General features: G+C 72.1%; 20 protein-coding genes. 12 read left to right on the forward strand and 8 right to left on the reverse strand.

Features of this window, described 5'->3' with window-relative positions; all coding sequences use genetic code 11:
• Positions 1-87 precede the first annotated feature (87 nt).
• Complete coding sequence (locus tag MKK53_RS15590; RefSeq protein ID WP_243929624.1) at positions 88-3150, forward strand: penicillin-binding protein 1A; 3063 nt, start codon at positions 88-90, stop codon at positions 3148-3150.
• Positions 3151-3172: 22 nt separating this feature from the next.
• Positions 3173-4228 (forward strand): hypothetical protein, encoded by a 1056-nt coding sequence (locus MKK53_RS15595; protein WP_243929625.1) that lies wholly within the window; start codon positions 3173-3175, stop codon positions 4226-4228.
• A 176-nt stretch (positions 4229-4404) separates the two neighbouring features.
• Here the strand turns inward: MKK53_RS15595 and MKK53_RS15600 are convergent, their stop codons facing one another.
• Entirely contained in the window at positions 4405-4617 is a 213-nt protein-coding gene (locus MKK53_RS15600) for a hypothetical protein (protein WP_243929626.1), read from the reverse strand.
• Between the two features lie 261 nt (positions 4618-4878).
• Here MKK53_RS15600 and MKK53_RS15605 point away from each other — a divergent pair, with 261 nt between their 5' ends.
• Both MKK53_RS15605 and MKK53_RS15610 read left to right on the forward strand, forming a co-directional pair.
• The gene (locus MKK53_RS15605) at positions 4879-5127 is read left to right on the forward strand and encodes a hypothetical protein (RefSeq protein ID WP_243929627.1); all 249 of its coding nucleotides are present in this window, start codon (positions 4879-4881) and stop codon (positions 5125-5127) included.
• A gap of 62 nt (positions 5128-5189) precedes the next feature.
• Positions 5190-5807 carry a hypothetical protein gene (locus MKK53_RS15610; protein ID WP_243929628.1) on the forward strand — a complete coding sequence of 206 codons (618 nt, stop codon included), beginning with the start codon at positions 5190-5192 and terminating at the stop codon, positions 5805-5807.
• A gap of 46 nt (positions 5808-5853) precedes the next feature.
• Here MKK53_RS15610 and MKK53_RS15615 read toward each other — a convergent pair whose 3' ends face one another.
• A complete protein-coding gene (locus MKK53_RS15615) occupies positions 5854-6432 on the reverse strand; it encodes a polysaccharide biosynthesis/export family protein (protein ID WP_243929935.1) in 579 nt (192 codons plus the stop codon).
• A 184-nt stretch (positions 6433-6616) separates the two neighbouring features.
• Here MKK53_RS15615 and MKK53_RS15620 point away from each other — a divergent pair, with 184 nt between their 5' ends.
• On the forward strand, positions 6617-8956 hold the full coding sequence (locus MKK53_RS15620; RefSeq protein ID WP_243929629.1) for a GumC family protein: 2340 nt from the start codon (positions 6617-6619) through the stop codon (positions 8954-8956).
• Positions 8957-9085: 129 nt separating this feature from the next.
• Here the strand turns inward: MKK53_RS15620 and MKK53_RS15625 are convergent, their stop codons facing one another.
• A complete protein-coding gene (locus tag MKK53_RS15625; RefSeq protein WP_313901559.1) occupies positions 9086-10294 on the reverse strand; it encodes a GNAT family N-acetyltransferase in 1209 nt (402 codons plus the stop codon).
• A gap of 188 nt (positions 10295-10482) precedes the next feature.
• Between MKK53_RS15625 and MKK53_RS15630 the strand changes: the two genes are divergently transcribed.
• On the forward strand, positions 10483-11544 hold the full coding sequence (locus MKK53_RS15630) for a polysaccharide deacetylase family protein (RefSeq protein ID WP_243929937.1): 1062 nt from the start codon (positions 10483-10485) through the stop codon (positions 11542-11544).
• Positions 11545-11553: 9 nt separating this feature from the next.
• Here the strand turns inward: MKK53_RS15630 and MKK53_RS15635 are convergent, their stop codons facing one another.
• Both MKK53_RS15635 and MKK53_RS15640 read right to left on the reverse strand, forming a co-directional pair.
• Entirely contained in the window at positions 11554-11895 is a 342-nt protein-coding gene (locus MKK53_RS15635) for a hypothetical protein (RefSeq protein WP_243929630.1), read from the reverse strand.
• Positions 11896-12003: 108 nt separating this feature from the next.
• Positions 12004-12207: a DUF2842 domain-containing protein gene (locus MKK53_RS15640; RefSeq protein WP_243929631.1), complete on the reverse strand. Its 204-nt coding sequence runs from the start codon at positions 12205-12207 to the stop codon at positions 12004-12006.
• A 159-nt stretch (positions 12208-12366) separates the two neighbouring features.
• Between MKK53_RS15640 and MKK53_RS15645 the strand changes: the two genes are divergently transcribed.
• From MKK53_RS15645 to MKK53_RS15660, 4 genes are all read left to right on the forward strand, one after another.
• Positions 12367-13476, forward strand: a complete 1110-nt coding sequence (locus MKK53_RS15645) for a COX15/CtaA family protein (protein ID WP_243929632.1) — start codon at positions 12367-12369, stop codon at positions 13474-13476.
• A gap of 151 nt (positions 13477-13627) precedes the next feature.
• Positions 13628-14311: a PAQR family membrane homeostasis protein TrhA gene (trhA, locus tag MKK53_RS15650; RefSeq protein ID WP_243929633.1), complete on the forward strand. Its 684-nt coding sequence runs from the start codon at positions 13628-13630 to the stop codon at positions 14309-14311.
• A 121-nt stretch (positions 14312-14432) separates the two neighbouring features.
• On the forward strand, positions 14433-15620 hold the full coding sequence (locus tag MKK53_RS15655) for a glycosyltransferase family 4 protein (RefSeq protein ID WP_243929634.1): 1188 nt from the start codon (positions 14433-14435) through the stop codon (positions 15618-15620).
• A gap of 117 nt (positions 15621-15737) precedes the next feature.
• Positions 15738-17258, forward strand: coding sequence for an undecaprenyl-phosphate glucose phosphotransferase (locus MKK53_RS15660; RefSeq protein WP_243929635.1), 1521 nt, complete (start codon positions 15738-15740; stop codon positions 17256-17258).
• A gap of 24 nt (positions 17259-17282) precedes the next feature.
• Here MKK53_RS15660 and MKK53_RS15665 read toward each other — a convergent pair whose 3' ends face one another.
• Positions 17283-18497, reverse strand: a complete 1215-nt coding sequence (locus MKK53_RS15665; protein ID WP_243929636.1) for a penicillin-binding protein activator — start codon at positions 18495-18497, stop codon at positions 17283-17285.
• Between the two features lie 137 nt (positions 18498-18634).
• Here MKK53_RS15665 and rsmI point away from each other — a divergent pair, with 137 nt between their 5' ends.
• Together rsmI and MKK53_RS15675 are read left to right on the forward strand one after the other, a co-directional pair.
• Positions 18635-19579 (forward strand): 16S rRNA (cytidine(1402)-2'-O)-methyltransferase, encoded by a 945-nt coding sequence (rsmI, locus tag MKK53_RS15670; protein ID WP_243929637.1) that lies wholly within the window; start codon positions 18635-18637, stop codon positions 19577-19579.
• Positions 19576-19959, forward strand: coding sequence for a YraN family protein (locus MKK53_RS15675; RefSeq protein WP_243929638.1), 384 nt, complete (start codon positions 19576-19578; stop codon positions 19957-19959). Before rsmI ends, MKK53_RS15675 begins: the two co-directional genes overlap by 4 nt.
• A 179-nt stretch (positions 19960-20138) precedes the next feature.
• On the opposite strand, the gene MKK53_RS15680 is transcribed toward MKK53_RS15675, so the two are convergent.
• Positions 20139-20528 carry a response regulator gene (locus tag MKK53_RS15680; protein WP_243929639.1) on the reverse strand — a complete coding sequence of 130 codons (390 nt, stop codon included), beginning with the start codon at positions 20526-20528 and terminating at the stop codon, positions 20139-20141.
• A 297-nt stretch (positions 20529-20825) separates the two neighbouring features.
• Positions 20826-21887: a L,D-transpeptidase gene (locus MKK53_RS15685; protein WP_243929640.1), complete on the reverse strand. Its 1062-nt coding sequence runs from the start codon at positions 21885-21887 to the stop codon at positions 20826-20828.
• Positions 21888-21895 lie beyond the last annotated feature (8 nt).

Consider the following 21895-nt stretch of genomic DNA (forward strand, 5'->3'; position numbering starts at 1 on the left):
ATAAATCAGCCGCGTTGTGCACGCCCTGTTCAGGCCGGACGCCCCATCGTCCCCCTCGACCCTTCGCGTCCCGCCGCCCCGGCCTGTATGAACATCATCCTCATCAAGCTGTTCGCGACCGCACTGACGCTGAGCCAGGTCACCACCCGGCCCGACTCCCTGCGCACGCAGTTCGACCCCGCCACGGACGGCCCGGAGGTGGTGCGCATCCTGCGTGACGGCTGCGCCCACATGCGCAAGGCGTTCGACATCGAGGACATCAACCTCGACGACCTGATCTCGACGGCGATGGAGGATCCCACCACCGTCGCCGGCCCCACGGCACCGAAGATCCTGCACGGCCTCGACATCAACGAGCTGAACACGAGCTACAAGCAGTTCTGCAAGGGTGAGGACCCGCCGAACTCGCCCTTCGACGCCCGGGCCGTCATCGAGTTCTACGACAACGCCACCAAGGACCTGCCCGCCGCCGAGACCCTGCGGGACAAGGCCCTGCCGGGGATGAGCCGCATCCTGGACGCCTCGGGCAAGCCCTTCGCCGAGACCTTCGAGACCAACGCCCGGCGTCTCGTGGTGCCCATCGCCTCGGTGCCGCCCCTCGTCCAGAAGGCGTTCATCGCCGCCGAGGACAAGCGCTTCGAGAGCCACCACGGCATCGACGAGCGCGGCGTCATCCGCGCCTTCATCGCCAACCTCGCCTCGCCGGGGCGGCCGGCGGGGGGCTCCACCATCACCCAGCAGGTGGTGAAGAACCTCTCGGTGGGCGACGACGTCACCTACGAGCGCAAGATCCGCGAGATGATCGTCGCGGCGCGGCTGGAGAAGATCCTCACCAAGCCGCAGATCCTCGGCCTCTACCTCAACGGCATCTACCTCGGGCGCGGCGCCTACGGCATCGAGATGGCGGCGCAGAGCTATTTCGGGAAGCCGGTCGGCCAGCTCACCCTGTCCGAGGCCGCCCTCCTCGCCGGCATGCCGAAGGGGCCGAACTTCTACAGCCCGGACAAGTACCCCGAGCGCGCCCGGGAGCGCCGGGCCTACGTCCTCGCGCGGCTCAGGGAAGAGAACGCCATCACCGACGCCGAGATGGCCCAGGCCAACGCCGCCGATCTGGGGCTGAAACCGGTCGAGACGGCCCGGCGCGATTCCGGCTTCTACCTCGTGGACTACCTCTCCCGCGAGGCCCGCACCGTCGCGGGCCTCGAATCGCTGACCTCGGCCTCCTTCACCGTGCGCGCGACGGTGAATGCCCCCCTGCAGCGGGCGGTGGAGACCGCCCTCCAGGACGGGCTCGCGACCTACGAGCGCTCCACCGGCAGGCAGACCTTCACCGGGCCGGAGATGAATATCGCCGACAGCGTCCGCCGGATCGAGACCGCCGCGGCCGCCCCCGAGGCCTCGACCCAGGCGGCGCCGGCCGTCACCGGGGCGAAGCCCGAGGCCGCAAGGCCTGTGGCCGGCAAGGTCGCGGCGGGCAAGGGCGTGGCGGGCAAGGGCGCCCAGGCCGGCAGGTCCGCCCCGGCGCTGGTGGCCGGCAAACCCGCATGGCTGCGCGCCCTGGAGAGCGCCCGGCCGACCCTCTACGACGTCCACTGGCCCCTGGCCGTGGTGCTGGACGCGGGCCGGGGAGGCCTGAGGGTCGGCCTGGAGGACGGGCGGATCGCGGCCCTCGACCCCGGCATCGCCCGGGGGCGCCTGCAACCCTACGACGTGGTGCGGGTGAAGCTCTCGGAGGGGCGCGGGGCGCCCCGTGCCCAGGTCCGGGTCAAGCCCACCGTCCAGGGGGCCGCCCTGGTGCTGGAGAACAGGACCGGGCGCATCCTCGCCATGGCCGGCGGCTTCTCCTATCCCGTCAGCCAGCTCAACCGGGTGACCCAGTCGGTGCGCCAGCCGGGCTCGACCCTCAAGCCCCTCACCTACCTCGCCGCCCTGAATGCCGGGCTGCAGCCGAACACCCTGGTGCTCGACGCGCCGGTGACCCTTCCGCCCATCGGCGGGGTCGGGGAATCCTGGTCGCCGAAGAACTACGAGGGCGGCGGTTCCGGGCCGACGACCCTGCGCCGGGGCCTCGAATTCTCGAAGAACCTCGTCACCGCCCGCCTGCTGCAGGGCGGCATCGCCCCCAAGGCGCCCGCCAGCCTCAAGCGCGTCTGCGACATCGCCCTCGAAGCGCAGATCTACGCGGAGTGCGAGCCCTATTACCCGTTCGTCCTGGGCGCCCAGCCGGTGCGGATGATCGACCTCGCGGGCTTCTACGCCGCCGTCGCCAACGAGGGCGTGCGGCCGACGCCCTACGCCCTGCAATCCGTCGAGCGCGACGGCAAGCCGGTCTTCACCCACCCCGCCCGGGAGCCGGCGCGGATCGGCTCGGCCGACCGGGTGGCGTTCTACCAGCTCAAGACGATGCTCCAGGGCGTGACCCAGCACGGCACCGCCGCGGCCCTGGCCAAGGTCTCGACCAGCGTCGCGGGCAAGACCGGCACCTCCGAGAACGAGAACGACGCGTGGTTCGCGGGCTTCTCCAACGAGATCACCGTCGTGGTCTGGGTCGGCTACGACAACGCCGACGGTACCCGCCGCACCCTCGGCCGCGGCCAGACCGGCGGCCACGTCTCGGTGCCGATCGCCGGGGCCATCTTCCAGGCGGCCTGGGCGAACGGCGTGCCGCGCACGCCCCTGCGCGGCCCTTCCCCCGAGGCGCGGCCCCTCATCGCCGACATCGCCATCGACCCCCGCAGCGGGACGCCCGGCGCGGGCAGCTTCATCGAGCATTTCCGCGCGGGCGGGAACGGGCAGGTGGCCGACACCCGCTACACGCTGGTCCCCCGCGAGACCCTCTACGCCATGCGGCCCGATTCCGCGGATGGCGACCTCGCCGGGGCCGAGGACGGGGCCGACGCCCAGGGCGACCTGTTCGGCAACCTCACCGGCGAGCGCGGCCGGCCCGACCTCCTCGATCCGTTCGGCGACCGCCCCGCCCAGCGCAGCCGCCGGGCCGGCGCCGACCCTTACGGCGACGGTGGCGGGGCCGACCCGTATCGCCCCTGGCCGGGCCAGACCAGCCGCTCGCCCTTCGGCGACGACGCCGCCGTCCGCCGCCCCCGGCGCCGGGATCCCGACTACCTGTTCGGCGACGATCCCGGCTACTGACACCCAACCTGTCGAGACCCCGATGCCCCGCCCGCAGAGTCCTGCCACCCTGGTCCTCGCCCTGTGCCTCGGGGCGGCCTGTCCCCCCGCCCTGGCCCAGACGCCGGCCGCCCACACCGCCCCGGCCCCGCGGGTGCGCGAGGTCCCCTCGGTGGCCGCGGTGGACCCGGCGGGGCTGAAGCCCGGCGAGATCCTGTTCACGGACCACCGGGACAACCCGAGCGCCCCGGAGAACGGGCTGATCCCCTACCTGGACTGGCTGAAGGCCCGCCCCGCCGAGGCGCAGGCGCTCTCGCCCTATCCGGGCTACAAGGAGCCCGACTACACGGTGACGCTGAACGGGGTGACCAAGCCCCGGCACGAGACCCTGAAGGTCTACGTCGCGGAAGGGCGCTTCGTGGTGGCGCGCCCGGCCGAGGCCATCGACCTCAAGGACCTCGCCAGCCTCGCCTTCATCCAGGCGATGGACCCGGCCATCAAGCACCGCACCCTCGATCCGGCGGATGTGACGCCGACCAAGGACCCGGCGGCGGCCTTCGCCCGGCGGCCGGACCGCCCGTGGTGCGAGGGCGCGACCGCCTGCATCGAGTCGCGCTACGACCTCGAAGGCAAGCTGCCGCTCGGCGTCCGCCTCGCCAACAAGCTCGAGGAGGGCTCGGCCAAGAAGATCGCCGAGTTCGTGTCGTTCCAGAGCGAGCTGCGCCAGCTCGATGCGGCCCAGGCCGCGCCGCTGACGGCCCTGACGAAGATCGACACCGCCCCCGTGGGCGGGCTCGAGCAGACGATCTTCTGGGTCAACCAGATCCTGCGCTTCGGCAAGTTCCTGGCGGTGCTCCAGCCCATGCCGAACGATCCGCAGAAGACGGTGGTCACCGCCTACGTCGCCCTGGCGATCAAGGGCGACGTGCTCGACCGCAAGGCCGAATACGCCCGGGTGCCGGTGCTGAAGAACCTGCTGCCGGCGCAGGTGCTGATGGGCAACTCGACCTTCAACACCGGCACCTCGATCAGCGCCGGCCTGCCGGTCTACGCCCGCAACCGCATCGCCGCCTTCGCCGACGCGGTGGCCAAGCGATAGGGCGCCAAGGCGGCGGCGTCCCCCTCTCCCCGCCTCGCGGTCCGGCCCGAAGGGTCGGGCAGGCGGGAGCGACCGATGTGATCCGACCCCCGTCCTCGCGCGCAAGGCGGAGGGAGGCGCGGATCGTCAGGACGAGGGAGCGGACGGGATCGGATGCCGCCGGCCCGTTGCGGAGATCACATCCCGCGGTTGGAGATCGTCGGCAGCGACGGCTGCGTGTAGGTGCGGTTCACGTCCCGGCGGGTCTGGGTGCCGTTGGTGTCGCTGGACGCCCGGTAGTTGTCGAGGCTGAACGACTCCGCGAGCCTGCTGCGGCTCCCATCCGTGCTGGAGCAGGCGCCGAGGCCGGTGACCGCGGCGGCGGCGAGGGTGAGGTGGAGAAGACGCATCGCGAATCCCGACAGAGCAGGCGGGCGCCCCTCGACCGCGTGCGGTGGGCGGCGACCCGTGGAGCCGTCAAGGTCAGGGTGGGGGACGCTCCGTCAAGGCTTCTTCCCATCCGGTGAAGCGGTTCGGCGATGTGCGAGGCACCGCGGCCACGGAAAACACACCAACCCGCGGCTTTCAGGCCGCCCCGGCGCGGCAATGTGTTGAAGGGGGCGCCCTCCCCCCTGGCGAACGGGGGCGGTTCTGGGCGAAAAGAGCCGGCGATGAGCAATGTCCTGCCCTTCCGCCGACGTCCGGCCATCACCACCCTCGCCCGCTGCGAGGTGGTGGCCGTCGCCGGAGATCTCCTCACCCTGCTGGAGCAGCTCGAGGATGTGAGCGCCCGCGCCTCCGCGACCGGCCGCCCTCCCCTCGAAGTCGAGCGCACGGTCCAGCATCTCCTCGATGCGGTCTCCGCGGTCGAGCGGGCCCTCGACTGTATCGGCGAGGGTGAGCAGGTCGCCCCGGCCTGATCCGGAACCCTATACTCCCGTCTAGGTTGTAGCGGCGTAACAGCGCAACCGGAGCGGGGCGGATGCCATCACGGACGTCAAGGGCGGCGTGCATCGCCGCGATCGCGGCCATCGCCTGTGGCACGGTGCAGGTGGCGCAGGTCCATGCCGCCGAGGGCGGATTTCTGGAGATGCTGTTCGGCGTCCATCCGGCGCCGCAGCCCCAGGCTCAGGCCGCGGCCCCACTCCCCGGCGCCTTCCCGCAGCAGGCGGCCCGCTCCCGCCACCTCGGCTACGGCCGCCACAAACTCAAGACGCGCTACGCCGCCCTGCCGGTGCGGATCCATGTCAGCGAGCGGCAGACGCCCCTCGACATGTCCGCCGGCCCTGCCGCCGCGTTCCTGAAGGACGAGACGCTGCGCCCCGGCGACATCGTGGTGTTCAAGACGGGCGCGCAGGTCTTCGCCGGCCGCACGGACCGGCCGCACACGATGGCCGACTTCGAGCCGGTGCGGCGCTCGGCCCTGCTCGATGGCAAGACCCGCAAGCTGCTGGCCGCCATGACCCAGCCCGCGGGCGCCCTCCCCGCCGACGAGGCCCGGCGCATGGTCTCCCGCCTGCGCAAGACCATGCCGGCCCCGATGGAGGTTGCCAAATCCGCGGAGGTCCGCGTGATCAGCCCGTGGCGGACGACCCCCTGACCGCCGGCGCCCCGCGCCCCGCGCCCCGTCGAGGCGGGGGACACCCCTAGAAGAACCGCTCCTTGACGACGAGGGTGTCGCCGGGGCGGACGGCATAGGTCATCGGCACGATGCCGGAGACGAGACCCTGGGGCGTGCTGCGGGTCAGCACCGCGTAGTCGCGGGCGGCCCGGGGGCCGAAGCCCGCCGCGATGGCGACCGCGGTCTCCACCGTCATGCCGTTGACGTAGGCGTACTGGCCCGAGGTCGTGACCTCGCCCAGGATGTAGAACGGCCGGTAGGCATCCATCTCGACCGTCACGTGCGGTTCGCGCACGAAACCCGACGAGAGCTTGCCCTCGATGGACCGGGCCGCCTGACCCGTGGTCTGGCCGCCGACCTGGACGGCCCCGATCAAGGGCATCGCGATCTTGCCCGCCCCATCGACGGTGTAGATGTTCGACAGGTTGTCCTGTCCGAACACGATGACCCGCAGGCGGTCACCCGCCGCGAGGGTGTAACGGGCACTGATCGAGCCGGTCCCTGTGGCGTCGAGCTCGTGCGTCCGGAAATCCGGACGCAGGCAGCCGCCGAGGGCCAGGCTGGTGCCGAGTGCGAAGATGAGTGCGCGTCGGTTCATCACCATCGCCGTGCTGTGGATACGATACAACTCTCGGTACGTGGTTAAGGTTAACGAACCCTATCCAAGCCGGCGAAGACCAGTCTCGCAAGAATTCACGACACGCTTAACGGTCAAGCAACCTTAACGCTTTCAAATGTGGGTTGCGGCTTCGCCACCGACCGCAACACTTCTGCGTAAAGAGCTGCCCATGTCCCGGATTAGAATGCGCTCAACTCCCCCCGCATTCCGGGCAGTGCGGCACACGGAAGGCGTGACTGTCGCGCAGGTTCCTCAGATCCTGCGCCGGTCGATTGCCTGGATCGTCGTGCCGACTGCCGTCGTCGCCCTCGGGGCCGGCGTATTCGTGAACGTCGTGTCGCCGCGTTATACGGGTGAGGCGAAGGTGATACTTGAAAGCCGCGAGCCGGCATTCACCCGCACGGCGCAGGAGCGGCCGGACGTCAACGCCCCGATCGATGAGCAGGCTGTGGCGAGCCAAGTGCAGGTGATGATGTCCCGCGACATCGCCCGCGAGGCGGTCAAGCGGCTCAAGCTCGTCGGCAACCCCGAATTCGATGCCACGGCGGACGGGATCGGCCCGGTCCAGCAGGCCATGATCCTCCTGGGCATCGGCCCCAACCCGTTCGACCGGCCCGCCGAGGACCGGGTGATCGAATCGTATTTCGATCACCTGCTGGTCTACTCCGCCGGCAAGTCGCGGATCATCACCGTGGAGTTCCGCGCCAGGGACGCCAAGCTCGCCGCCGAGGCCGCCAACACCGTCGCCCAGCTCTACATCGCATCCCTGGAGGCGGATAAGGTCGACACGGCCCGCTACGCCTCCTCCTGGCTCGGCAGCAACATCACCGCCCTGCGCCGCAAGGTGGCGGAGGCCGAGGGGAAGGTCGAGGCTTACCGCGCCAAGCACGGCCTCGTCGCCACCACGGGGGCCACCGGCCAGCCGCTCACGGCGCAGCAGCTCGGGGAGCTGTCGAGCCAGCTGTCCCAGGCCCGCGTCCTGCGCGCCGACATCGCCGGCCGCCTCATCGCGATCAGGGACATGATCAAGGACGGGCGCTCCGTCGAGATCACCGACATCGCCAACAACGAGGTGCTCCGCCGCACCGTGGACAACCGCATCACCGTGCGCGCCCAGCTCGCCCTGGAATCCCGGACGCTCCTTCCGGCGCATCCGCGCATCAAGGAGCTGAAGGCCCAGCTCGAAGACCTCGACGCGCAGATCAAGATCGCCGCCGAGCGCGCCGTGCGCATCCTCGAGAACGACGCCAAGGTCGCCGACGCCCGGGTCACGAGCCTGCAGGCCGCCGTCGATGGCCAGCAGGACGTGGTGGTGAAGGGCAACGCCAGCGAGATCGAGCTCCGCGCCCTGGAGCGCGAGGCCAAGGTGCAGCGCGAGCAGCTCGAATCCTACCTCGGCCGGTTCCGCGAGGCCTCGGCCCGCGACGCGGAGAGCGCCGCCCCGGCCGACGCGCGCATCGTCTCGCGGGCGGTCACGCCGACGGTGGCTTCCTTCCCGAAGAAGCTGCCGATCGTCGGCTTCGCGACCCTGGTCACCCTGCTGCTCGCCATCGGCGGGGTGCTCGCCCGCGCCCTCCTGACCGAGCCGGGCCGCGTGGCCGCCCGGTCGGGCGAGGGCCGCAGGGAGGCCGAGGCGGTGGACGAGGCCGCCGTGCCGGCCCCGGACGCCAACCCGTTCCTGTTCCCCGAAGCGATGCCGACGACCCACTGGAGCGGGCCGGCGATCGCCGCGGCCCCGGAGACGACCGCCGAATGGGCCGGGCCGGTCGCCCCGGCGCAGCCCGCCGAGGTGAAGCCTGCCGCCGATGTGGCCGATGCCGGACCGGCCGTGGTCCACGCCGTCGGCGCGCCCGTGGCGACGGCGCCGAGGGCGGTGAAGGGAGACGGTTTCGACCTCGCGCCGCTCATCGCCCGCCTGTCCCAGCGGCCGGTGATCGCCGGCGCTCCGGAAGGCCGCACCATCGTGATGATGGAGACCGAGGCGAATGCCCCGGACGGCCTGACCCCGGCCCTGGCCGACGCCTTCGGCCGGACCGGCAGCGTCCTCGTGGTCGACTTCGCCGCCCCCGCCTCCCGCTCCACCGTGCCCGGCCTCACCGATGTCGTCGGCGGGGATGCGGACTTCGTGGAGGTGATCCAGGCCGACGGCCCCGGCGGCGCGCACCACGTCGCCACGGGCATCGCGGCGCCGGGCGTCCTGCTCGAGGAGCCCCGCGCCCTCGCCTTCACCCTCGAGGCGATGGCCGAGGCCTATGAGTGGGTGATCTGCCGCCTCCACCCGCAGCCGGAGGCCGCCGAGATGCTGTCCCGGGTGGCGACCCTTGCCGACAGCGTCGTGATCGCCTCGAACGCGGACCCGGCCGACGACATGCTGGCCGACCTCTACGCCACCGCGATGGAAGCCGGCGCGGGCCAGGTGCTGATCGCGCAGGACCGCCCGACCGCCGGGGTCGCCCCCGTGGAGGAGGTCGCCGTGGACTTCTCCGAGTTCCACCTCAAGGCGGCCTGACGGCACGGCTCGCGGCGCGGAGCCTGGCACGACGCAGAGAGGGCGTCCTCCCACCCGGAGGGCGCCCTCTCTGCGTCGTGGGGCGCCGCGGCGCTGTCGGACGGGTGGGCCGTGCCTCCGCCCGCGCCCCTATCCCCCCCGCCTCAGGAGCGAGCGGACGCGGGACGCGGCGGCGAAGAGGCGGGGGTCGCCCTTCACCCGGCGCTTCAGCCGTGTCAGCCCCTGGCGGACGAGGGCGAAGGCATGGCCGCGCACCGTCACCGGCCACACGCTCTCCACCAGGGCGATGGTCTCGTCGCAGATGCTCGCCTTGTAGCGGGCCTCGCCGACCCCGAGGTCGAAGCCGAGGCGGCCCCGCCCCGTCTGCTCCCGCACGAGGTGGTGGAGGAGCAGGTCGCCGGGGCTGTAGCGGCCGACCTCCGGGTCCGCGTCGAAGGACGTCATCATCCCGCTGTAGCGGGTGGCGTTCACCGCCCCGCCGAACACGGCGAGAATCCGCCCCGTCGCCGCCACGCGCAGACCGTGCACCTCCATGGCCGGGTCCGGGCCCGAGGAGGCCCGGTCGAGGAACCGGCGGATCGCCTCCGGGGCATAGGGGTCGCGGACGCCCATGCCGGCGAAGCGGGCCGCCTTCTGCCGGTAGAAGGCGGCGAGGAACGTCCGGGCCTCCTCGCCGTCGCCGGCCATGCGGTACTCCACCGGGCCCAGGGCCTCGGTCAGCCGCTTCTCCTTGGAGCGCAGCTTCTTGCGGGCATCCGCGCTGAAGACGCGCTTGGCCGTCGCGTCCGGGTCGGGCCCGAGGACGAGGCCGTAGGCGTCGCTGGCCTCCGGCTCGCCGCCGAGGGCCAGCGGGTTGGGCGCGCCCTCCCAGATCCGCGGCTGGTGCGAGAAGGCGAAGGCGTCGATCCCCGCGCGGCGCCCGGCCGCGACCAGGGCGGCGCGGATCTCCTCCCCCGGCACGGCGGCGGCGTCGCGGGTGAACAACGGCAGGTGGTAGTTGGCGTGGGTATCCCCCACCGTCCGGGCGAGGACGAGGCCGTTCTGCCGCCGCACCGTCAGGGGCAGGAGCATCCGCACCCGCCCCGCCGGGTCGCGCAGCACCGCGACCCGGGCGGAGGCCGCCTCCCCCGTCTCGTGCAGGTAGGCGGACACCCAGGCGAACCGCTGGTAGGGCGTCGCCACGCAGTCGGGCGCGGCCTCCGTGGCACGCCACAGGGATTCGGCGTCGGACAGGCCCGGCAGGATCTCGGCGGTCAGCATCGGATGCCGGCCCGGCATGGCCCTGGCGGGTGCGCCACCGGCCCTTCGCTCACGCTGCCCATATACGACCGCCGTCATCGTCCCCTCCGCCAAGGTCTTCCAATCTGAGGTGGAGCCCCTGAAGCGAGACTTTACCGAAGGTCGTGCGCCCCAATCCGAGGGCTGCAATCGCGCGACTTGGGTAATGCAAAGTTGCGGAATTTTTTACGCGGTGGCGGGACAGTCGCGGCGGGCCGGGGATGTTCCGGCGCCTGGACGCCTTCACCATGCTCTCCTCGCGCGCCAAGCACCGCATGTTCGAGGCGGGCTTCCGCGCGGTCTCGGCGACCGGGGCCGACCGCTGGCTCGCCCCGGCGGCCCGGGGGCTCGGGGTGATCCTGACCTTCCACCGGGTCGATCCGGCGCCGCCGGAGGCCTTCGCGCCGAACCGCCTCCTGTCGATCACCCCCGACTTCCTCGACGCGACCCTCACCGAACTGGATGCCCGGGGCTTCGAGGTGATCGGCCTCGACGAGGTGCCGGAGCGGCTGGGCCGGCGGGATTACGGCCCCCCCTTCGCGGTGCTGACCTTCGACGACGGCTACCGGGACAACCTCGCCCATGCCCGCCCGGTGCTGGCGCGCCACCGGGTGCCGTGGACGCTATTCGTGACGAGCGGCTTCGCCGACGGGTGCGGGCGCCTCTGGTGGGTGGAGCTGGAACGGGCGGTGGCCCGGCTCGACCGGGTGCGCGTGCCGCTGGGCGGACGGTCCCTCGACCTGCCGTGCCGGAGCCCGCAGGAGAAGGCCCTGGCCTTCGAGGCCCTGTACCGCGACCTGCGCGGGGGCAGCGAGGCGCGCCTGCTGGACGAGATCGCCGGCCATTGCCGTGCGGCGGGCCTGGCGCCGGGCGATCTGGCGGCGGAGCTGTGCCTGGGCTGGGACGCCCTGCGGGATCTGGCGAAGGATCCCGCCGTGACCATCGGCGCCCACACGGTGAGCCACCCGATGCTCGCCAAGCACCCCCCGGCCGACGCCGCCCGCGAGATCGCCGATGGGCGGGGGCGGATCGAGGCGGAGCTGGGCCGGCCTGTCCGGCACCTTTCCTACCCGGTGGGCGATGCGGGCTCGGCGGGGCCGCGGGAATTCGCCCTGGCGAAGCACCAGGGATTCGCGACGGCGGTGACGACCCGGCCGGGCCATCTCTTCGCCGGCCACGCGGAGCACCTGCACGCCCTGCCGCGGGTTTCGGTGAACGGCTGCCACCAGTCCCAGGCCGCCCTGGCGGGGCTCCTCTCCGGCGTGCCGTTCCTGGCCTGGAACAGGGGCCGGCGGCTCAACGTGGCCTGACCCCGTCCCTTACCGGCGGCGGTGGCGGCGGGACTCGCCGCCGGCCGTGAACATGGCGAACTGGCGCCCGTGGCGGCGGTAGCGGCGCCCGCGGCGGGGCGTGGCGTCGGCCTCCTGCTGCTGCAGCTCCGCGGGGGTGGCCTCCGGCAGGGCCGGGGCCGCGGCGGCATCGACCGAGGCATAGCCCGCCGCGACGTTCTTGGCGGCCGGGCCGAACATCGCCAGACACTGGTTGTAGGCGAGGTCGTTCTTCAGGCGCTCGCAATCGCCGATGCTGCGGGGCGTCCCCTGCGCGAGGGCAGCGAACGGGACGACGCACAGGATCGACGCAACGAGACGCGTGGGAGACATGCAGCCGGGACTCGCGGGAACGGTGAGGTGCGACCGCGGCAAAGCGAATCGCTCAAGCTCCTGTCTCGGCCGCGAGTACGGCGAAAACGAGGGGACGCACGGCCACGCTCAGTCGGGCCGTTCCATCCAGCGGATCAGCGGCATCAGCGGCAGGACCCAGGCAATGCCGAGGATCGAGTAGAGGATGGCCTGGATCGCCGCGGGGGTCTCGGCGATGCGGCTGTCGGCCAGGGCCATGGCGATGGGCGCATAGAGGCAGACGAAGGCCAGCATGCCCACCGTCCCGATCAGCACGCGGATGCGTCGCGGCATCGCCCCTTCTCCTCGTCCGTTTGCCAGGGGCTACCGCCCGGACGCCCCCGAGGCAACCGCCGCATCGCCGCTGCCCGGCACCTCATGCGGCGCCGCGCGCGTTGCCCCCGCCCCGGCGTTCCCGTAACCCACCGGCATCGGGCGGCGCGGAGGATCGGGATGGGCGCAATCACGGACCGGACGGCGGGGGGCGCCTCCTCCGCGGTGCGCCTGTGGCTCGCGGTGGTCGCGGCGCTGGTGATCGCCATGGTCGCCGTCGGCGGGGCGACGCGGCTCACCGGATCTGGCCTGTCGATCACGGAGTGGCGGCCGGTGACCGGCATCGTCCCGCCCCTGTCGGAGGCCGATTGGGCGAGCGAGTTCGCCAAGTACCGCGACACGCCGCAATACGCGATCCTCAACCAGGGCATCGGCCTGCCGGCCTTCAAGGTGCTCTACGGCTGGGAATGGGGCCACCGGTTCCTCGGCCGCCTGCTCGGCCTCGTCTTCTTCCTCCCCCTCGTGGTGTTCTGGTGGAAGGGGATGATCCGGCGCCGCCTCGGCTGGGGCCTGCTGGCGCTTGGGATCCTCGGGGGGCTCCAGGGCGCCATCGGCTGGATCATGGTCGCCTCCGGCCTCCAGCCGGGCATGACCGCCGTCGCCCCGCTGAAGCTTGCCCTGCACCTCACCACCGCGAGCCTGATCCTGGCCCTGCTGGTCTGGCTCGCCGCGGGCGAACGCCCCGGCACCCTCGCCCCCGCCCCGGCGCGCCTGCGCGCCACGGCCCTCCTGCTCCCCCCCCTGGTGCTGGCGCAGATCTTCCTCGGCGGCCTCGTCGCCGGCTCCCATGCCGGGCTCGTCTACAACACGTGGCCCGACATGGACGGCGTGCTCCTGCCCTCCGCCGACAGCCTGTTCGCCGTCCGCCCCTGGATCGAGAACTTCGTCGACAACCACCTCCTCGTGCAGTTCGACCACCGCCTCGCCGCCTACCTGCTCCTCGCCCTCACCCTCCTGCACGCCGCCGACGCCGCGGTCTCGGCCCGCGGCACGGCGACCGCCCGGCGGACGCTGGTGGTGGCGGCCTTCGTGGTCGGGCAGGCCGGGCTCGGCATCGCGACCCTGCTCCTGGCGGTGCCCCTCTGGGCCGCCCTGGCGCATCAGGTGATGGCGATGGCGGTGTTGACGGCGGCCACGGTCCACGCCCGCCTCAGCCGCGGCGTGCCGGCGGGCGCGCCCGCGCGGGCGGCGCCACGGCCCTATCCCGGCCTCGCGCCCCGGGGCGCGTAAGCTTTTCGCCCTGCGGCATTCCATGACGCAGGGCACAAATCACTGCTTATCCACGGAAATCCCAGGACAGACTCCTATTGCGCAGTCTTTCCGTGGAACGGGACCGGCATCTCGGGCTTACTCTCCAGCACGGTGTGCGGGAGGCTCCGCGATGTCTCTGGCGGAAGACGGTCGTCCACTTACCCTGACGTGGAACTACACGCCCCGTGAAATCCTGGCCGACGGCATCGTGCACGGCCTCGGGGTCGCCTTCGGTGTCGCCGGCGCGGCGACCCTGATCCTCACCGCCGTGAGCGCCCACCTCGCCTTCGGGGCGCAGGCCGCGGTGTTCGTCTACGCGCTGGCCCTGGTCCTGATGCTGGGGGTCTCGGCGACCTACAACCTTCACCCCGTGGGGCCGCGCAAATGGCTCCTGCGCCGGGCGGACCACGCCCTGATCTACCTGATGATCGCGGGCACCTACACGCCCCTGGTGGCGCTGGTGGGGTCCGGCCCCGTGGCCTACGGGCTGCTGGCGGTGATCTGGATCGTCGCCCTCGTTGGCATCGCGGTGAAGCTGCTGCTTCCGGGCCGGTTCGACCGGCTCTCGATCGCCCTCTACCTGATCCTCGGCTGGAGCGGCGTGTTCGCCTACGAGTCGGTGATCGCCGCCCTCCAGCCCACCGCCCTGTGCCTCCTGGCCATCGGCGGCGCGCTGTATTCGGTGGGCGTGGTGTTCCACGTCTGGCGGACCCTGCCGTTCCAGAACGCCATCTGGCACGCCTTCGTCCTCATCGCCACGGTCTGCCACTACGGCACGATCTGGTCGAGCCTGCAGAGCGTCCCGATGAGTTGAGCGATGCCGTTTAGCGGCGTTTAACTCTCCGCATCGAAAGGCCGGCACGGCCAGAGACGCCTTAATACCCTGCACATCGGCACGAGAGCAGATTTCGCGGCATCACGCCGAGGAGCCTGTCGTGGCGGTAGCGAATTCGAGCGATTTCTCCGCGCCCCTGCGAATCCTGCACGTGTTCCGGGCGCCCGTGGGCGGGCTGTTCCGCCACGTCTCGGACCTCGCCCGTCTCCAGGCCGCCGCGGGCCATGCCGTGGGCCTCGTCTGCGATGCCACGACCGGCGGTGCCCAGGCCGAGCGGGCGCTCGCCGCCCTGGCGCCGCACCTCTCGCTCGGCGTGCGCCGCCTGCCGATGCGGCGCAACCCGCACCTCTCCGACCGCACTGCGCTCCTGGCCGTCCGCGACCGGGCGGCCGAGGTCGGCGCCGACGTGCTGCACGGCCACGGGGCCAAGGGCGGGGTCTATGCCCGGATCGCCCCGTCCCGGCACCCGGTGATCCGGGCCTACACCCCCCATGGCGGGAGCTACAATTACCGGCCGGGCAGCGCCCTGCACCGGCTCTACATGGCGGCCGAGGGCCTGCTGGCCCGGCGGACGGACGTGTTCCTGTTCGAGAGCCACTACGTGGCCGATTGCCACCGGACCTTCGTCGGGGGGCCCGAGCGGACCACCCGGATCGTCCACAACGGCATCGGCGAATCCGAGTTCGCGCCGCTCACCCCGGCCGCCGACCGGTTCGACCTGCTCTATGTCGGCGAACTGCGCGAGGCCAAGGGCCTTCCGGTGCTGCTGAAGGCCTTCGCCAGCCTGCAGCGGGAGGGGCGCGCCCTCCGCCTCCTGATGGTCGGGTCCGGCCCGGACGAGGCGGCCCTGCGCGCGACCACGCAGCAGCTCGGCATCGCCGACGCCGTGGCGTTCGAGCCGGCCCAGCCGATCCGCTCGGTCCTCGCCCGGGGCAAGATCCTGGTGGTGCCCTCCTTCGCGGAATCGCTGCCCTACGTCGTCCTCGAAGCCGCCGCCGCGGCGCAACCCCTCGTGGCCACCGATGTCGGGGGCATGCCGGAGATCTTCGGCGCCGCCGCCGACCGCCTCGTCCCGGCCCGCGACGTGGGGGCCCTCGCCGCCGCCGTCGCCGCCGTCCTCGACGAGGCCCCCCAGGCGCGGGAGGCGCGGTTCCGGGCCCTGAGCGAGTCCGTGCGCCTCCGGTTCTCCCTGGAGCGGATGGGCGCCGAGGTGCTCTCCGGCTACGCGGCGGCCCTCCGCGCCAAGTCCCGCACGGCCATCCCCGTCGGCGCGGCGGAGACGGCCTGACCCGTCAGGCTTGTCATCCTGGGAAAGGACCACAACCAGCAGCTTTAAGCATTCAGAGAAACAACCGTGCGAGCCTCGGGGGATACGCTCGTTCCCACGGGGCTGGAAGACAGCGCGATGAGTGCTTTCGACGTCCGCGACATCTTGAAGGCGGCAGGCCCCGCATCGGCCTACGCGATTCCCAGTTCCGGCACCCAGCGGCAGGACAGGCCGGCGGCGGTGGCCCGGCCGACGACCATGTCGCCCCTGGTGCTGTGCGGCCTCGTGCGCATGCTGGAAGGGACGTCGCTGTTCGGCCTGGGCGCCCTCCTCTACGGCGTGATGCTGAACGGGAACGTCGCCTCGGTGGCGACCTATGCGGGGGCGATCGGCCTCGTCCCCGTGGCGACGGTCGGCATCGCCCAGGCGGCGGGGGCCTACCGGCTCCAGGCCATGCGCACCTTCGTCCGCACGGCGCTCCGCATGATCGCGGCCTGGACCACGACCTTCCTCGTGCTCGCGGCCCTGCTGGTCTTCGCCAAGCTCGCCGACCAGACCTCGCGCCTGTGGCTCGGCACCTACTATGCCGGGGGCCTCGCCCTGCTTCTGGGCGGGCGGGTCGCCCTCGCCCGCTTCGTGGAGGCCCAGACCCGGGCCGGCCGGTTCGACCGCCGCACCGCCATCGTCGGCGGCGGCGAAGCCGGGGAAGCGCTGATCGCGGCCCTCTCGACCCAGCCCGATTCCGGCATCAGCGTCGTCGGCGTGTTCGATGACCGCAACGACGACCGCTCGACGGACACCGTGGCCGGCGTGGCGAAGCTCGGCAACGTCGATGACCTCGTCGCCTACGCCCGCACCCACCGCCTCGACCTGGTGGTGTTCACGATCCCGATCTCGGCCGAGGGGCGCATCCTGCAGATGCTCGCCAAGCTGTGGGTCCTTCCCATCGACATCCGGCTCTCCGCCCATGCGGCCAAGCTGCGCCTGCGTCCCCGGAGCTATTCGTATCTCGGCTCGGTGCCGGTGCTCGACGTGTTCGACAAGCCCATCGCAGACTGGGACGTGGTGGTGAAGGCGGCCTTCGACCGTTGCGCCGCGCTGCTGGCCGTCGCCGCGCTGTCGCCGCTGATGCTCGCGGTGGCCCTCGCCGTGCGCCTCACCTCCCGGGGGCCGATCCTGTTCAGGCAGAAGCGCCACGGCTTCAACAACGAGCTGATCGAGATCTACAAGTTCCGCTCGATGTACGTCGATCAGTGCGACGCCACCGCGAACAAGATGGTGACGAAGGGCGATCCGCGGGTGACGCCGGTGGGCCGGTTCATCCGCAAGACGTCCCTGGACGAGCTCCCGCAGCTGTTCAACGTGCTGAAGGGCGACCTCTCGCTGGTCGGCCCGCGCCCGCACGCCCTCCAGGCCAAGGCGGCGGACACCCTCTACGATCAGGTGGTGGACGGTTACTTCGCCCGCCACCGGGTGAAGCCCGGCATCACCGGCTGGGCGCAGATCAACGGCTGGCGCGGCGAGACCGACACGTCGGAGAAGCTCCAGCGCCGCATCGAGCACGATCTCCACTACATCGAGAACTGGTCGGTGCTGCTGGACCTGCAGATCCTGCTGACGACGCCCTTCGCCCTGCTCAAGACCGAGAACGCCTACTGAGGCGGGGCGGCGGCGGGGGGAGCGCTACAACCCCGGCTTGCCGAGCACCCTCGGCGCCGGGCTCACGACGCTCACCGCGTTGTTGCGGATCTCGTAGACGGCGAGCGCCCGGTCGCTGGTGCCCTCGGGGCTGAACCGGAACGTCCCATCGATGCCCGCGAACCCCGCGCCGCTGGTGAGGGTCGGCTCGGCGAAGCGCTGGGAGCCGAACTGGCGCGAGAGCGTCGCGGACAGCATCACCGCATCGTAGGCCAGCGAGGCGACCCGGGGCGGGACCGCGCCGAACCGCGCCTGATACCGCGCGCTGAAGCCGGAGAAGCCAGCCCGGTCGGGGGCGGCGAAGCGGCCACCCTGGAGGGCCGGCAGGGCGAACAGGGCGGGCTCGTTCCAGGGCGCCGTGCCCACCGGACGGACCCGGGCGGGCGAGAACCCCGCCCCCGCCAGTGCGGCGGCCACCGCCGGCAGCCCGTCCGCCGTCTCGGGGATGAACACCGCGTCGGCGGTGGCGGAGGAACCGGTGATCACCCCGGACAGCCGCTTCACCGCGGCCTCCGGTGCCCCGGCCGGGTAGCGTTCGATGGCCGCGATCCGGGCGCCGCGGTTCGTCACCGCCTCGCGGAACTGAGCCTCGACGGCGTTGCCGTAGGCAGTCTCGGGGATCAGCGCCGCGAAGGAGCGGCGGCCGGTGGCGACCTCCTCCTCCACGATCCGCGCCACCTCCGGCTGCGGAAGGAAGCTGAGCAGGTACACCCCGCGGGCGGCGACGCTCACATCCGTCGAGAAGGCGATGACCGGCTTGCCCGCCGCCCTGGCCGCCACCGAGGCGGCGCGGACGTTGCCCGCGAAGAGCGGGCCGAGCACGATGTCCGCCCCCGCCTTGAGGCCGCGCTCCGTGGCCTCCGCGGCGCCGGCCGGGGTGCCGTGGTCGTCCTCCACGAGGATGGTGAGGTCGGGCTGCTGCCCCTCCTCGTAGGCGAGCTGCGCGGCGTTGCGCATGGCCGTGCCCACCGCGCCTCCCTGCCCCGTCAGCGGCACCACGAGGGCCACCTTCACCGTGCCGGCGCCGATGCGCTCGGCCGGGCCGTCGGGCGCCGCCGCCGGCTCGGCCGGCACCGACGCCGCGGCGGGTGGGGGGCGGCTCCGGGCCGTCCGCTCGCTGCCGACACAGCCGGACAGCGCCGTCGTGCCGATGAGCACGATGGGGACGAGCACACCCCGCGAGCGCGATGCCTGCGCCATCGGAGGATCTCCTACAGCAATTCCGGAGGAAGCCTGTCGGTCCCGCCGGAGGTTGTAAATGCCGGGCGCATCTCTTCCCCCGTTCTCCACCATCCCGGCAGCGACGCGGCGGCCCGCCTGTGGCAATCTCGCCATCGATGAACCGCAGAATCGAACCCGGCCGGCCGGCTTCCGCCCGCAGCGCCACCTTCACCGCCTTCGGCCTCGCGAGCGAGGCGGAGCCCCTCGCCCCCGGCCTCCACGTGGTCGCCACGCCCATCGGCAACCTGCGCGACGTGACCATCCGCGCCCTCGCGACGCTCGCCGCCGCCGACGCGGTGCTGGCGGAGGACACCCGCGTCACCCGCACCCTGCTGGCCCATTACGGGATCACCACCCCGCTGATCGCCTACCACGAGCATTCCAGCGAGGCGGTGCGCGAGCGGATGGTCGCCCGCCTGAAGGCCGGCGAGGCCCTGGCCCTGGTCTCCGATGCGGGCACGCCCCTGGTGTCGGACCCCGGCTACAAGCTCGTCCAGGCGGCGATCGAGGCGGGCATCGGCATCGTCCCGGTGCCCGGCCCCTCGGCGGTGACCACCGCCCTCGTCGCGGCGGGCCTGCCCACCGACCGGTTCTTCTTCGAAGGGTTCCTGCCGCAGAAGGCCGGCGCCCGGCGCAACCGGCTGGAGGCGCTGGTCCAGGTGCCGGGCACCCTCGTGCTGTTCGAATCCCCGCACCGGCTGATCGAGATGCTGGCCGACGCCGCCGCGATCCTCGGGGCCGACCGGGCCGCCGCGGTGACCCGCGAACTCACCAAGCTGTTCGAGACCGTGCGCCGGGACACCCTCGGCAACCTCGCGGAGCGCTTCGCCTCGGAGGGGCCGCCCAAGGGCGAGATCGTGGTGGTGGTCGGCCCCGCCGCCGCCCAGGCCGCCGGGCCGGAGGACGACGCCGCCCTCGACGCGGCGATCCGCGCCGCCCTCGCCCGCCACTCGATCAAGGACGCGGCGAGCCTCGTGGCCGACGAGACCGGCCAGCCCCGCCGGCAGGTCTATGCCCGCGCCCTGGCGCTCGCCCGCGAGGGCGATGGGGAGGATGCGTGACGGCTCACCTCGCCCGTGCCCGCCGGCAGGCGGCCCACCGCCTCGGCCACCGGGCCGAGTGGCTGGCCCTCGGGGCGCTGATGCTGCGCGGCTACCGGCCCGTGGCCCGGCGGGTGTCCCTGGCGGGGGGCGAGATCGACCTGATCGTGCGCCGGGGCCGCACCCTCGTCTTCGTCGAGGTGAAGGCGCGGGCGCGGCTCGGCGAGGCGCGGACGGCGATCGGCGCGGTCAAGCGGCAGCGATTCTCCCGGGCCGTGCGGGCCTGGATCGGCCGCCACCCCTGGTCCGCCAACCTGACGTTGCGCGCCGATGCGGTCTTCGTGGGCGGACGGGGCTGGCCGGAGCATTGCCCGGCCGCCTTCGAGATCGAGCGGCTGTAGGGCGGCCCAACGGAACAGGCGATCCCCGGAGGGCTTCGTCGCGGCCGCCGACGCGGCGCTTTGGAGCCAGACCGGAGGGACCACGACCCTTCCCGGCATGGGGAGCGCAGCGACGCTAGGGCGACTTACGGCATGGGCCCGGCGACGGGCGGACGCCCCTCGCCCGAAAGCCGAAGAAATCAGCCCTCGACCTTGCGAATCGCGCCGAGCAGGGTGCGCTTCAGGTCGGCTTGGCTGAACGGCTTCTGGACGACCGGGCGGTCGCGGAACGGCTCGCGGATGCCCGCGCCGCCGTAGCCCGTGGAGAAGACCAGGGGCCGGTCCCGGGCGACGATGGCCTCGGCCACCGGATAGATCGGCTCGCCGGCCACATTCACGTCGAGGATGGCGACATCGAACACCTCCCGAGCCGCCATCTCGAGGGCCGTCGACAGACGGGCCGCCGGTCCCACGACCGTACAGCCGAAGTCGAGCAGCATATCCTCAAGCAGCATAGAGATGGCTGCCTCGTCCTCGACGACGAGAACACGGACTCCGTTGAGCAATTCGTCGTTGAGGTCAGCACTCACGCCGGGCTGTCTTCCCTTTGCTGCCCCCGACGGGGTCGTTTCCGCGCGATAACTTCGGTCCTTCGGATCTCGGGAGGGCGCCGTGACCGACGCGCCGCCGTGGGAGATCCAGCGAGACCTTGAGGTGGGTCGCCCGTTCACGCGGGCGTGTCAAGCGACAGCACGCCACGTTGGAGCACCGCGACCCCCACCATGTTAAGTGCAGATACATTTTGGGCGACCTGAGGCGCAGATGCAACCGGGATCGGCGGATCCCGGTCCGCCGCGGCGGCTTCAAAAGACTGCGAACGGGGCGGCCTACTCGTCCTTGAACGCGACCTTGGCGCCCCGGGTGACGTGCTTGGCCAAGTCTCGGGCGCTCCAGTTCGTCAGGCGGATGCAACCGTGAGACTCGGTCTTGCTCACCCGCTCCGGTTCGGGGGTCCCGTGAATGCCGTAGCTGGGGATGGCCAAGTCGATCCAGACCAGCCCGACGGGGTTGTTGGGGCCGGGGCGGATCGAGAACTTCCGCTTGGTCTTCACGCCCTTGAAACCATACTTGGGGTTGTACGTGTAGACCGGGTCGAAGGCGACGCCCTTCACGGTCGTCTCCCCGCTCGGGGCGGGCTTCTCGGTGCTGCCGATGGAGGCCGGATAATAGGCCAGCAGCTGCCCGTCCGCGCCAAAAGCACGCACGTCCCGGGTCGTCTTGTCGACGGTGACGCGCGTGACCTTCGGATCCTGGGGCAGGTCCTTGCCCGTGATCTTGTCGGTGCCCATCGGCTCGACGGCGGCGACGGCGATGGTGGTGCCCGCCTTGTCGAACGCCTGGCCGGGGTTGAGGGCGCCGAGGAGGTCGCGGCTCATGTGGAACCGCTCGGCGAGCATCTCCTGGGCGCCGGTGTAGCCCATGGCGTCGAGGTCGGCCTGCTGCTCCATCTTGGGCGGGATGCGGCTGACATAGGGACCGTCCACATCCGCCTGCGTGAGGGTGTAGCCCTTCACCGCCGCGGCCTGATCCCCCGGCTGAAGCGCGTCCCACACCTCCTTGGTGAGGTGGTCCGTGGTCGGAAGGTGCTTCGCGGCGGCGAAGGCGGCGATGGCCCGGTGGTAGTTGTCGCCCTCGCGACCGTCGATGGCGCCGGGGGAGAACCGCGCCCGGTCGAGGAGCACCTGCGCCTTCACGGTGAGGGGCTGCGCCGCCTTGTCCGTCCGGTCGGCATCCTGCGGCGGGAAGGTCTCGGCGTTCACCACCTCCTCCGTCAGGGGCTTGGCCGGGGCGTCCTTATCCTTGTCCTTGTCCTTCTCGGCGGCGGCGGCCACGCCCGGCAGGGCCAGCACCGCCAGGATCATGGGGACCCTCAGCCACGAACTCGTCATCGACCTGT

This window comes from Methylobacterium sp. J-076 (assembly GCF_022829405.1).
GTDB lineage: Bacteria > Pseudomonadota > Alphaproteobacteria > Rhizobiales > Beijerinckiaceae > Methylobacterium.